Source organism: Streptomyces sp. SolWspMP-5a-2, assembly GCF_900091845.1.
In the GTDB taxonomy this organism is placed as follows: domain Bacteria; phylum Actinomycetota; class Actinomycetes; order Streptomycetales; family Streptomycetaceae; genus Streptomyces; species Streptomyces doudnae.
On the sequence record NZ_FMCI01000167.1, the window covers coordinates 33,692 to 45,993 of the forward strand.

Below are 12,302 nucleotides of genomic sequence, written 5' to 3' on the forward strand. Positions count from 1 at the left end.
GGGTCAGGGCGCGGTCGGCGGCCGGGTGCCCGCGATGACCTCAGCGGCGGCGCGGCCGCAGACCCGGGCCGCTCCGTGGGTGGCGAGGTGCAGGGCGCCGCGGGGAGCGGCCTGCGGGACGCCCATCTCGACGACCAGGGTGTCCGGGCGGGCAGCGAGCAGGGCGTCGAGGGCCGCGGCCATCCACGGGTGCCGGTGCTCGTCGCGGACGACGGCGACCACCCGGCGGGAGCCCGCGGCGGCCAGGGCGGCGGGGCCCGCGCCGTCGCCGGAGAAGCTGCCGGTCCCGGTGCCGGGCAGCAGCCGCAGCAGCTCGGCGGCGACGCCCCAGGGGGTCTCGTCGCCGACGGCGATGTTGGCGACCGGGGTGAGGGCGGCGACGTAGGGCGCCTCGGTGAGCGGGGTGAAGGGGCGGCCGGTGCCCGGGGTGATCCGCAGCGCCCGTCGGGCGGCCCGCAGGCCGACGTCGGAGGCGTCGGCGACCGGACCGCCGTCCGCCCGGCCGCCGGGCTCGCGGGCCGTCGCGCCCGCCGTCCAGGTGGCGAGCGTCCGCACCCGGGCGGCCGCCTCGGCGAGGCGTTCCTCGGGGAGTTCACCGGCGCGGACCGCGCCGACCAGGGCGTCGCGCAGCCTGCGGACGGTGTCGTCGTCGGCGAGGCCGCCGCCCACGCAGATGGCGTCGGCGCCCGCGGCGACGGCGAGCACGCTGCCGCGTTCGATGCCGTAGCCGGCGGAGATGGCCTGCATCTCCATGCCGTCGGTGACGATCAGGCCGTCGTAGCCGAGTTCCTCGCGCAGCAGGCCGGTGAGGATGCGCCGGGAGAGGGTCGCGGGGCGCTCCGGGTCCAGGGCGGGGACCAGGATGTGGGCGCTCATCACGGCGCGGGTGCCGGCCGCGATCGCCGCGCGGAAGGGCGTCAGCTCGCGTGCGGCGAGGTCGGCCGCGGAGACGTCGATGCGGGGCAGCGCGTGGTGGGAGTCGGTGGCCGTGTCGCCGTGGCCGGGGAAGTGCTTGGTGCAGGCGGCCACGCCCGCGGCCTGGAGACCGGTGACGTAGGCGGCGGTGTGCCGGGCGACCAGGGCGGGGTCGGCGCCGAAGGAGCGGACCCCGATCACCGGGTTGCCGGGGTTGGAGTTGACGTCGGCCGAGGGCGCCCAGTTGAGGTTGACGCCGCAGGCCGCGAGCCGTCGGCCGAGGTCGTGGGCGACCTCGCGGGTCAGCTCGGGGTCGTCCACCGCGCCGAGGGCGTGGTTGCCCGGGTAGGAGGATCCGGCGCGGACCTCCAGGCGGGTGACGTCGCCGCCCTCCTCGTCGATGGCCACCAGGACGTCGTCCCGCTCGGCGCGCAACTGGGCCGTCAGCGCGGCGAGTTGCTCGGGCGAGGCGATGTTGCGGCCGAAGAGGCCGACGGAGGCGAGGCCCTCGCCGAGCCGCCGCAGCAGCCAGTCGGGGGCGGTGGTGCCGGTGAAGCCGGGCTGGAGAACGGTGAGCGCGTCCCGCGTCAGGGTGTCGGTGCCGCTGGCGAATGTCGTCATCGGGGGGCGTTTATCCCTTCACGGCGCCCGCGGTCAGACCCGCGGCCATCTTGCGCTGGACGAGGAGGAAGAGGACGACGATGGGCAGGGCCATCATGGTGGCTCCCGCCATCATCGGGGCGTACTCGGTGCCGTGCTTGGTGGTGAAGTTGCCGAGCCAGACGGTCGCCGTCTGGTTCTTCTGGCTGAGCAGCATCAGGGCGTACAGGTACTCGTTCCACGCCTGGATGAAGCCGTACACCGAGGTGGCGACCATGCCGGGGGCGAGGAGCGGGAAGACCACCCGGACGAAGGCGCCGGTGCGGCTGCAGCCGTCGACCATGGCCGCCTCCTCCAGCTCCTTAGGGATGTTGACGATGAACCCGCGCAGCGTCCAGACCGTGAAGGGCAGGATGAAGGTCAGATAGGTGATGATCAGGCCGGTGAGCTTGTCGTACTGCCCCAGGTCGTTGAGGAGCAGGAAGACCGGGATGATCATGGCGACCAGCGGGATCATCTGCACCGCCAGGATGCCGACGATCACGATCTTGCGGCCGCGGAAGGCGAACCGGGAGATGGCGAGCGCGGCCAGCAGGCCGACGACGACGCCGATGGCGACCACCGAGAGGGAGACGACCAGGCTGCGTCCGACCGGGCCCCAGAAGTCCGCGATGTCCAGCGCGCGGCTGAAGTTGGACAGCGTGAGGGACGACGGCAGCAGGCTCGGGTCCGGGTCGATGGCGTCCTTGGCGGGCTTGAACGCCGTGTTGAGCATCCAGTAGACGGGGAAGCCCGCGACGACGAAGACCAGCAGCCCCAGGACGTTCCAGCCGAGCTTGGACTTGCGGGGCGGGCGCACGGCCCGGGGGGCGGTCGCGGTGCTCGCGCTGCTCATTCGACGTCTCCGATCTTCAGCATCTGACGCATGTAGACGGCGACGACACCGAGCAGCAGGAGCACGGTGATGAGGGCGATCGCCGAGCCCTGCGCGTAGTCGTTGACCACGAAGGCACGGTCGTACGAGTAGGTGGTGAGGAGCTGGAACTCCGCCTCGGGATGGCCGTTGCGCATCACGAAGACCTGCGGGAAGACGCCCATGTCCCAGATGACCGACAAAGTCGTGAGCATCACGATGATCGGCTTGAGGATGGGCAGGGTGACGTACCGGAAGACGCCCCAGGCGCCCGCGCCGTCGAGCCGGGCGGCCTCCTCCAGCTCGGCCGGGACCTGGGTGAGACCGGCGCTGAGGGTGATCACCACGAACGGGACGGCTCCCCAGATCACCAGGAGCATGATCACGGCCAGGCCCTGGGGGCCGCTGGCGAACCAGTTGTGGCCGATCATCTCGACGCCCGGCAGCTTGCTGAGGAGCGCGTTGAGGATGCCGTAGTCGGCGTCGAACAGCCACTTGAAGACGGTGGTGGCGACGATGATCGGCATGCCCCAGCTCGCCACGAGCACGATGTTGATCAGGGTCTTCACCCAGCCGGAGACCCGCTGCAGGAGCAGCGCGACGAGCATGCCGAGCACCATGGTGAAGACGACGGACCCGGCCGCGAAGACGATCGTGCGCAGCACGACCTGCCAGAACTCGCCGTCCCCGAGCACCCCGGTGAAGTTGTCGAAGCCGACCCACTCGGCGGGCTGGAAGCCCCAGAGCTGGGACTGCCCGAACTTCTGGAAGGAGAGGCTGAGCAGGCGGAACAGCGGGTAGCCGAGGACCAGCGCCAGGATCAGCAGGCAGGGGGCGAGCAGCAGCCAGGGGGTGGTCGCGCCGCCCTGGGTCCGCACGCGGCGCGGCTTCCCGGCGGCGGCGGGCGGTGGCGGTGCCTGCCGCGGTGGCGGCACCTTGGCGGGGGTGGTGGTGTCTGCGGCACTCATCGCGCGCTCCTCAGCGGTCCCTCATCAGGTCGTACGGTCCCACGAGCCCCGTACCTCCCGCCCTGGCGGTCGTACAGGCCCACGGAAGGCGGGACCCCGCCGTCGGACGGGGTCCCGCCTCGCGTCACTTGGTGTTGATGACCTTGTCGATCGCGGCGTCCGCTTCCTTCGCGGCGTCGGCGACCGACTTCTTGCCGGTGCCGATGTTCTGCAGCATCGTCTGGAGGACCTGGGCCTTCTCGACCTGGCCCCAGCCGGGCGCCATCGGGACGAACCAGTTGGACTCGGCCGCGGTGGCCGGGACCGCCGTCGCCGGGTCGCTCTTGAGGGTCGCGAGGTCGGTCTTGTTGTTGGGCAGGTTGCCCTTGGCGATCAGGCCCTTCTGACCGGCGGGACCGGTGAAGGCGTTGATCCACTCGGCGGCGACGTCCTGCGCCTTGGACTTGACCGGGACCGCGAGGTCCGAACCGCCCAGGAAGACCGGCATGTTCTTGCCGGAGGGGCCGGGCATCACGAAGTTCTCGAGGTTGTCCTTGAGCTTGCCGGTCTTGTCGTTCTTCGGGTCGGCGGAGGTCGCGCCCTCCCAGGCCGCACCGAAGATCATGCCCGACTTGCCCTGGCCGTAGACGATGTACCGGTCGGACTCGTCCTTGGTCTTGTCGCCGTGCATGTACCTGTCGACGACGTTCTTGTACTCACCGAGGCCCTTGAGCGACTCGGGCGAGGAGAGGCTGCCCTTCCACTGGCCGCCCTCCTCCTTGGCGATGGCGCCGCCGGCGTCGTAGACGAAGGACATGGCCGCGTACCAGTCACGGGTGGGCTGGTACCAGGCGGAGAACTTGTCGCCCTCCTTCTTCTGCACCTTGTCCAGGGCGGCGGTCAGCTCCGCGTACGTCTTCGGCGGGGTCTTGACCCCGGCGGCGGCGAACACGTCCTTGCGCCAGTTGGCGACCCGGCCACCGGCGTAGTACGGGACGCCGTACGTCTTGCCGTCGTAGGTCACCGACGCCTTGAGGCCGTCGAGCCAGGCGGAGGAGTTGTCGAACTTGGCCGCGTCCAGGGGCGCGAAGGCACCCTTGACCATGTAGCCGAGCATCTCGGTGTTGCCCATCTCGACCACGTCCGGCGCCTTGTCGGTGGCGAGGACGGCGTCGAGCTTGGTGTTCTTGTCCGGCCAGCCGTAGTACTCGTGGTTGATCTTGATGCCGGGGTGCTTCTTGGTGATCGCCGCGTCGGCGGCCTTCACCAGGTCGGGCCAGTTGTTCTGGGCGTCGACGGTGAGCCAGACGGTCAGCTCCTTGGCGTCCGCCCCCTGCTTGTCCGAGCCCTTGTCACTGTCCCCGCACGCCGCGATGGAGACCATCATGCCCGCGATACCGATCGCGGCTACCAGCTTGCGCTTCACGCCATCCTCCTCAGGGATGCCACAAACCCCCCTGCCTCCCCGCGGTGACCGTCGTCGACATACGTACCGCCCGTGGAGCCGGGACCTGGACCAATGGTGTAGACCAGTAGGGGGAGCTTGGCCCAGACCAACAAGCGTGTCAAGGGTGGCCGAATAGGCTCCGACCAGCCGTTATGGGACCTACATATGCAGGAACCTTTAAGTAAGAAGCCCTCGAAAATGCGCCCCCGCGCGGGGGTCCTCCCGGTAGACCACTTGAGGTGGTGGACTAGACCAACGCGGGGCACGACGGTATACAGAGGGGATCACGGAGCGTGCGGGTCCACCCGCACGCGGCCGTGCCACGATGTGAGCCGTGGCCGACGGGGCGCCGGTCGCATCTGCACCAGGAGCCGGGAAGGCAGAGCATGAGCACCGACGTCGGCAGTGCGGAGAACGAGGGTGGGGCAACCGTCCGTACCGCGCGCGTGCCCAAGTACTACCGCCTCAAGAAGCACCTGCTGGACATCACGGACACGCAGACGCCCGGCACCCCTGTACCGCCGGAGCGGACCCTCGCCGCCGAGTTCGACACCTCCCGCACCACCGTCCGCCAGGCCCTCCAGGAGCTGGTCGTCGAGGGGCGGCTCGAACGCATCCAGGGCAAGGGCACCTTCGTCGCCAAGCCGAAGGTCTCCCAGGCGCTCCAACTCACCTCGTACACCGAGGACATGCGCGCCCAGGGGCTCGAACCCACCTCGCAGCTGCTGGACATCGGCTACATCACCGCCGACGACCGGCTCGCCGGGCTCCTCGACATCACGGCCGGCGGCCGGGTGCTGCGCATCGAGCGGCTGCGGATGGCCAACGCCGAACCGATGGCCATCGAGACCACCCACCTGAGCGCCAAGCGCTTCCCGGCGCTGCGCCGTTCGCTGGTGAAGTACACGTCCCTCTACACCGCGCTCGCCGAGGTGTACGACGTCCATCTCGCCGAGGCCGAGGAGACCATCGAGACCTCGCTGGCCACCCCGCGCGAGGCCGGGCTGCTCGGCACCGACGTCGGTCTGCCGATGCTGATGCTCTCCCGGCACTCCCTCGACCGCACCCAGCAACCGGTCGAGTGGGTGCGCTCGGTGTACCGGGGCGACCGCTACAAGTTCGTCGCCCGCCTCAAGCGCCCGCAGGACTGAGCGAGTTCACATTTCGTACCCCCGTCCACTCCTTCACCGAATCGGCATACGGATATGCCGCCGGGGTCTTCCGCAGCTCTGACACCGTGACCTAGATTGCCTGCGCATTGCGCACGTGAAGTGCAGGTTCGCAGCGAGGGGACGGAGCCGCGGTATGTCCGATGTGCGGGAGACGGAGCCACCGGTGGTGACACCGGTACGGGTGGTGATCGCGGTCTGCCTGGTGGCGCCCTTCGTGGCGATGCTCTGGGTCGGGTCGTACGCGAAGACGGACCCGGCGTTCATCGGCATCCCGTTCTTCTACTGGTACCAGATGGCGTGGGTGCTGATCTCGACCGCGCTCACCATGACCGCGTACCGGCTGTGGCAGCGTGACCAGAGCGCCCGCGCCACCGCGAAGGGTGGTGCGGCGAAGTGAAGGACGGCGTGAACGGCGTCGCGCTCGGCGTCTTCGTCTTCTTCTTCGTGGCCGTCACCGTCGTCGGCTTCCTGGCCGCGCGCTGGCGCAAGGCCGAGAACGAGCACAGCCTCGACGAATGGGGCCTGGGCGGACGGTCGTTCGGCACCTGGGTCACCTGGTTCCTGCTGGGCGGCGACCTCTACACCGCGTACACCTTCGTCGCGGTGCCCGCGGCCGTCTACGCGGCGGGAGCGGCCGGCTTCTTCGCGGTGCCGTACACGATCCTGGTCTACCCGCTCATCTTCACCTTCCTGCCCCGCCTCTGGTCGGTCTCGCACCGGCACGGCTACGTGACGACGTCGGACTTCGTGCGCGGCCGGTTCGGCTCCAAGGGGCTGTCGCTCGCGGTCGCCGTCACCGGCATCCTCGCGACGATGCCGTACATCGCCCTCCAGCTCGTCGGCATCCAGGCGGTCCTCGACGTGATGGGCGTCGGCGGCGACGACGGCACCAACTGGTTCGTGAAGGACCTGCCGCTGCTGATCGCCTTCGGCGTGCTGGCCGCGTACACCTACTCCTCGGGACTGCGGGCCCCCGCGCTCATCGCGTTCGTGAAGGACACCCTGATCTACCTCGTCATCGCGGTGGCGATCATCTACATCCCGATCAAGCTCGGCGGCTTCGACGAGATCTTCGCCAAGGCCGACGCGAAGTTCACCACGACCGGCGTGGGCGGGCTCGCGCCCCCGGCCGCGGGTCAGTGGACGTACGCCACGCTGGCGCTCGGCTCCGCGCTGGCCCTGTTCATGTACCCGCACTCGATCACCGCGACGCTCTCCTCCCGCAGCCGGGACGTGATCCGCCGCAACACCACGATCCTGCCCCTGTACTCGCTGATGCTCGGCCTGCTGGCGCTGCTGGGCTTCATGGCGATCGCGGCCGGGGTGAAGGTGGACAACGGGCAGCTCGCCATCCCGCAGCTGTTCGAGGACATGTTCCCGGACTGGTTCGCGGGCGTGGCCTTCGCGGCGATCGGGATCGGGGCGCTGGTGCCCGCGGCCATCATGTCCATCGCGGCGGCCAACCTCTTCACCCGCAACATCTACAAGGACTTCATCCGGCCGGACGCCACGCCCGCTCAGGAGACCCGGGTCTCCAAGCTGGTCTCGCTGCTGGTGAAGGTCGGCGCGCTGGTCTTCGTCCTCACCATGGACAAGACGGTCGCCATCAACTTCCAGCTCCTCGGCGGGATCTGGATCCTGCAGACCTTCCCGGCCCTGGTCGGCGGCCTGTTCACCCGCTGGTGCCACCGCTGGGCGCTGCTCGCGGGCTGGGCGGTCGGCATGGTCTACGGCACGGTCGCCGCGTACGGGGTGGCGTCGCCGACCCAGAAGCACTTCGGCGGCTCCTCCGACGAGATCCCCGGCATCGGTGAGATCGGCTACATCGGCATGACCGCGTTCGTCCTCAACGCCCTGGTCGTGGTGGTCGCGACCTTCGTCCTGCGGGCCCTGAAGGCGCCCGAGGGCGTCGACGAGACCCGCCCCCAGGACTACACGGCGGACGCGGGCGACCCGGGCGTCGAGGTGGAACTGCCCCCGGCGACGGCGGGTTCCACCCACTGAGACACCCGCACACCGCGCACGACCCGCAGCGGGCCGCCGTCGAAGGAGACGGCGGCCCGCTGTCACGCTCCGGAACCGCTCCCCCGCGAGCCGCTGGACCGGCCCGCGCGCCACCGTCCGCGCGGCGCCCCCCGCCGCACCCGGACGGGTCTCCCGGCGGGCCCGCGTCGAGCGCACAGGGCCCTTCCCGGGGCGTTCCCGAGCCACCCGGCGGACCGCACATCCGTCCCTCACGCACCCGTCCGCCCGGGGCCCGCCCAGATCACTCTGCTCACCTACGAGTTGACGCTCCGAGACCGGCGCGACACAACATCTGGGGGTGCTACCGCAGCCCGGCACTAGATGTATGCTCATGCTCGCTGTCGCCGCAGGGGAATCCGGTGCGAATCCGGAACTGTCCCGCAACGGTGTACTTGCGTACATTCGCGTACCCGCGTTCCGTACGCACGTCCAGTCCGAGGACCTGCCGACAGCGCGCCCGGCCTCCCGGTCCGGGCGCCCTGAGACGTCCGGGCCTCGCGGAATGGGCGGTCGGACGCGGCGTGTGTGCGCCCGCGGCCGACCCCTGCCCTCTTCGAGGCCCCCGTGCCGAGCGAGGGAGAGCCCCCACGTGACCATCGCGCCAGTCGACCCGGCTTCAGTCACCCCGGTGGAGAACGACGGCCCCGGTGCCGCGCTGCTGCGGACCCTGACCGAGCTGACCGCCGACCTCCCCGACGCCGACCCCGGCCGGGTCGCCGCCTCCGCGCTGCGCGGCCGGTCCGCGCGGGCCGACGAGGCGGAGCTGCGCGAGCTGGCCACCGAGGCGGCCGCCGGACTCATCTCGGAGGACCCCGCCTACTCGCGGCTCGCCGCCCGGCTGCTGACCATCAGCATCGCCGTCGAGGCCGCCACCCAGGGCGTCACGTCCTTCACCGAGTCGATCGCCGTGGGCCACCGCGAGGGCCTGATCGCCGACCGCACCGCGGAGTTCGCCCGCACGCACGCCTCCCGCCTGGACGCGCTGATCGACCTGCGCGGCGACGACCGCTTCGGCTACTTCGGCCTGCGCACCCTCTACAGCCGCTACCTGCTGCGCCACCCGATCACCCGCAAGGTCGTCGAGACGCCCCAGCACTTCCTGCTGCGGGTCGCCGCCGGTCTCGCCGAGGACGACACCGCCCGCTCGGTCGACGAGGTCTCGGCGCTCTACGGGCTCATGAGCCGCCTGGACTACCTGCCGTCCTCGCCCACCCTCTTCAACTCCGGTACCCGCCACCCCCAGATGTCGTCCTGCTACCTGCTGGACTCGCCGCTGGACGAGCTGGACTCCATCTACGGCCGCTACCACCAGGTGGCCCGGCTCTCCAAGCACGCGGGCGGCATCGGCCTCTCCTACTCCCGCATCCGCTCCCGCGGTTCGCTGATCCGCGGCACCAACGGGCACTCCAACGGCATCGTGCCGTTCCTGAAGACGCTGGACGCCTCGGTGGCCGCCGTCAACCAGGGCGGCCGGCGCAAGGGCGCGGCCGCGGTCTACCTGGAGACCTGGCACTCCGACATCGAGGAGTTCCTGGAGCTGCGCGACAACACCGGTGAGGACGCCCGGCGTACGCACAACCTGAACCTCGCGCACTGGATCCCGGACGAGTTCATGCGCCGGGTCAACGCCGACGGGCAGTGGTCGCTGTTCTCCCCCTCGGACGTGCCGGACCTGGTCGACCTGTGGGGCGACGAGTTCGACGCCGCGTACCGCGCGGCCGAGGCGGCGGGCCTGGCGAAGAAGACCATGCCGGCCCGTGAGCTGTACGGCCGCATGATGCGCACCCTCGCGCAGACCGGCAACGGCTGGCTGACCTTCAAGGACGCGGCCAACCGGACCGCCAACCAGACGGCCGAGCCGGGCCACGTCGTGCACTCCTCGAACCTCTGCACGGAGATCCTGGAGGTCACGGACGACGGCGAGACCGCGGTCTGCAACCTCGGCTCGATCAACGTCGGCGCGTTCGTGGCCGGCGGGGACATCGACTGGGAGCGCCTGGACGAGGCCGTCCGCACCGCCGTGACGTTCCTCGACCGGGTCGTCGACATCAACTTCTACCCGACCGAGGAGGCGGGCCGCTCCAACTCCAAGTGGCGGCCCGTGGGTCTGGGCGCGATGGGCCTGCAGGACGTCTTCTTCAAGCTGCGGCTGCCGTTCGACTCGGCCGAGGCGAAGGCGCTCTCCACCCGGATCGCCGAGCGGATCATGCTCGCCGCGTACGAGGCGTCCGCCGACCTCGCCGAGCGCAACGGGCCGCTCCCCGCCTGGGAGAAGACCCGCACCGCCCGCGGTGTGCTGCACCCCGACCACTACGGCGTCGAGCCGACCTGGCCGGAGCGCTGGGACGCGCTGCGCGCCCGGATCGCCACCACCGGCATGCGCAACTCGCTGCTGCTCGCCATCGCCCCGACGGCGACGATCGCGTCCATCGCGGGCGTGTACGAGTGCATCGAGCCGCAGGTCTCCAACCTGTTCAAGCGCGAGACGCTCTCCGGCGAGTTCCTCCAGGTCAACTCCTACCTGGTGGAGGAGCTGAAGAAGCTCGGCGTCTGGGACGCCCGCAGCCGCGAGGCGCTGCGCGAGGCCAACGGCTCGGTGCAGGACTTCGCCTGGATCCCGGCGGACGTGCGGGCGCTGTACCGCACGGCGTGGGAGATCCCGCAGCGCGGTCTGATCGACATGGCCGCGGCCCGCACCCCGTACCTCGACCAGGCGCAGTCGCTGAACCTGTTCCTGGAGACGCCGACCATCGGCAAGCTCTCCTCGATGTACGCGTACGCGTGGAAGTCGGGCCTGAAGACCACCTACTACCTGCGTTCGCGTCCGGCGACCCGGATCGCGCGGGCCGCCCAGGCCCAGGCGCAGGCCACTGTCCCCGTCCAGGCCGCCGACCCCGACGCGGTCGCCTGCTCCCTGGAGAACCCCGAGTCCTGCGAGGCATGCCAGTAATGACCAGCGAAGCCAAGAACCTGCTCGACCCCGGCTTCGAGCTGACCCTGCGTCCGATGCGCTACCCGGACTTCTACGAGCGCTACCGGGACGCGATCAAGAACACCTGGACCGTCGAGGAGGTGGACCTGCACTCGGACGTCGCCGACCTGGCGAAGCTCTCGCCCGAGGAGCAGCACCTGATCGGCCGCCTGGTGGCGTTCTTCGCGACCGGTGACTCGATCGTGGCGAACAACCTGGTGCTGACGCTGTACAAGCACATCAACTCCCCCGAGGCGCGGCTGTACCTGAGCCGTCAGCTGTTCGAGGAGGCCGTGCACGTCCAGTTCTATCTGACGCTGCTCGACACGTACCTGCCCGACCCGGAGGACCGCACGGCGGCCTTCGCGGCGGTCGAGAACATCCCCTCGATCCGCGAGAAGGCGGAGTTCTGCTTCAAGTGGATCAACGAGGTGGAGAAGCTGGACAGCCTGCAGACGCAGGCCGACCGGCGCCGCTTCCTGCTCAACCTGATCTGCTTCGCCGCGTGCATCGAGGGCCTGTTCTTCTACGGTGCCTTCGCGTACGTCTACTGGTTCCGCAGCCGCGGTCTGCTGCACGGTCTCGCCACCGGCACCAACTGGGTCTTCCGTGACGAGACGATGCACATGAGCTTCGCCTTCGACGTGGTCGACACGGTCCGCAAGGAGGAGCCCGAGCTGTTCGACGACCAGCTCCAGCAGCAGGTCACGGACATGATGCGGGAGGCCGTCGAGGCGGAGCTGCAGTTCGGCCGCGACCTGTGCGGCGAGGGCCTGCCGGGCATGAACACCGAGTCGATGCGCCAGTACCTGGAGTGCGTCGCGGACCAGCGGCTGACCCGGCTCGGGTTCGCGCCGGTGTACGGCTCGGAGAACCCGTTCTCCTTCATGGAGCTGCAGGGCGTGCAGGAGCTGACCAACTTCTTCGAGCGCCGTCCCTCGGCGTACCAGGTCGCCGTGGAGGGCACGGTCGACTTCGACGAGGAGTTCTGACCGGTTCCCGGTCCGGCCCGCGCCGGTGACCGGGGCCACGCACGGATTCGTCACGGACGGCCCGGGGAGCGACTCCCCGGGCCGTCCGCGTGCGTGCGGGCCCCGGCGGCGGGCCGGGGTGGATCCGGAAGCGGGGCCGGTACGTCCCAGGGGTGAGGAGGCCCCATGCGACCCGTACGAGCAACGACGCCCCGCACCGCCCTCGCCGTCTGCGCGCTGAGCCTGCTGCTGGCGGGCTGCGGCGGCGGGACCGACGGCGCCGGCGGCGCCCCCGAGCACCGCCCGGACCGTCCCGCCGTCGCCACGTCGTCCGCCCGCCG

9 protein-coding genes and 1 riboswitch are annotated in these 12,302 nt (G+C 70.4%); of the genes, 5 read left to right on the forward strand and 4 right to left on the reverse strand.

The window, feature by feature from the left end; translation table 11 throughout:
- Window positions 1–3: 3 nt before the first annotated feature.
- The 4 genes from GA0115242_RS17330 to GA0115242_RS17345 all read right to left on the reverse strand — a co-directional run bounded on the left by GA0115242_RS17330 (window position 4) and on the right by GA0115242_RS17345 (window position 4,801).
- Entirely contained in the window at window positions 4–1,536 is a 1,533-nt protein-coding gene (locus tag GA0115242_RS17330; protein WP_093829397.1) for a glycoside hydrolase family 3 protein, read from the reverse strand.
- A gap of 10 nt (window positions 1,537–1,546) precedes the next feature.
- Complete coding sequence (locus GA0115242_RS17335) at window positions 1,547–2,410, reverse strand: carbohydrate ABC transporter permease (RefSeq protein WP_093829399.1); 864 nt, start codon at window positions 2,408–2,410, stop codon at window positions 1,547–1,549.
- Entirely contained in the window at window positions 2,407–3,396 is a 990-nt protein-coding gene (locus tag GA0115242_RS17340) for a carbohydrate ABC transporter permease (RefSeq protein ID WP_093829401.1), read from the reverse strand. The genes GA0115242_RS17335 and GA0115242_RS17340 overlap by 4 nt, the downstream gene beginning before the upstream one ends.
- 124 nt (window positions 3,397–3,520) lie before the next feature.
- Window positions 3,521–4,801: an extracellular solute-binding protein gene (locus GA0115242_RS17345; RefSeq protein WP_093829403.1), complete on the reverse strand. Its 1,281-nt coding sequence runs from the start codon at window positions 4,799–4,801 to the stop codon at window positions 3,521–3,523.
- 407 nt (window positions 4,802–5,208) lie between these two features.
- On the opposite strand from GA0115242_RS17345, the gene GA0115242_RS17350 reads away from it, so the two are divergent.
- From GA0115242_RS17350 to GA0115242_RS17370, 5 genes are all read left to right on the forward strand, one after another.
- Window positions 5,209–5,973 carry a GntR family transcriptional regulator gene (locus GA0115242_RS17350; RefSeq protein WP_093829405.1) on the forward strand — a complete coding sequence of 255 codons (765 nt, stop codon included), beginning with the start codon at window positions 5,209–5,211 and terminating at the stop codon, window positions 5,971–5,973.
- A gap of 154 nt (window positions 5,974–6,127) precedes the next feature.
- Window positions 6,128–6,391 (forward strand): DUF3311 domain-containing protein, encoded by a 264-nt coding sequence (locus tag GA0115242_RS17355; protein WP_176729838.1) that lies wholly within the window; start codon window positions 6,128–6,130, stop codon window positions 6,389–6,391.
- On the forward strand, window positions 6,388–7,998 hold the full coding sequence (gene mctP, locus GA0115242_RS17360; RefSeq protein ID WP_093829407.1) for a monocarboxylate uptake permease MctP: 1,611 nt from the start codon (window positions 6,388–6,390) through the stop codon (window positions 7,996–7,998). Before GA0115242_RS17355 ends, mctP begins: the two co-directional genes overlap by 4 nt.
- 339 nt (window positions 7,999–8,337) lie before the next feature.
- Window positions 8,338–8,484, forward strand: a riboswitch (cobalamin riboswitch).
- A gap of 124 nt (window positions 8,485–8,608) precedes the next feature.
- Window positions 8,609–10,969, forward strand: coding sequence for a ribonucleoside-diphosphate reductase subunit alpha (locus GA0115242_RS17365; protein ID WP_093829409.1), 2,361 nt, complete (start codon window positions 8,609–8,611; stop codon window positions 10,967–10,969).
- On the forward strand, window positions 10,969–11,982 hold the full coding sequence (locus GA0115242_RS17370) for a ribonucleotide-diphosphate reductase subunit beta (protein ID WP_093829411.1): 1,014 nt from the start codon (window positions 10,969–10,971) through the stop codon (window positions 11,980–11,982). Before GA0115242_RS17365 ends, GA0115242_RS17370 begins: the two co-directional genes overlap by 1 nt.
- The last annotated feature ends 320 nt before the right edge of the window (window positions 11,983–12,302 follow it).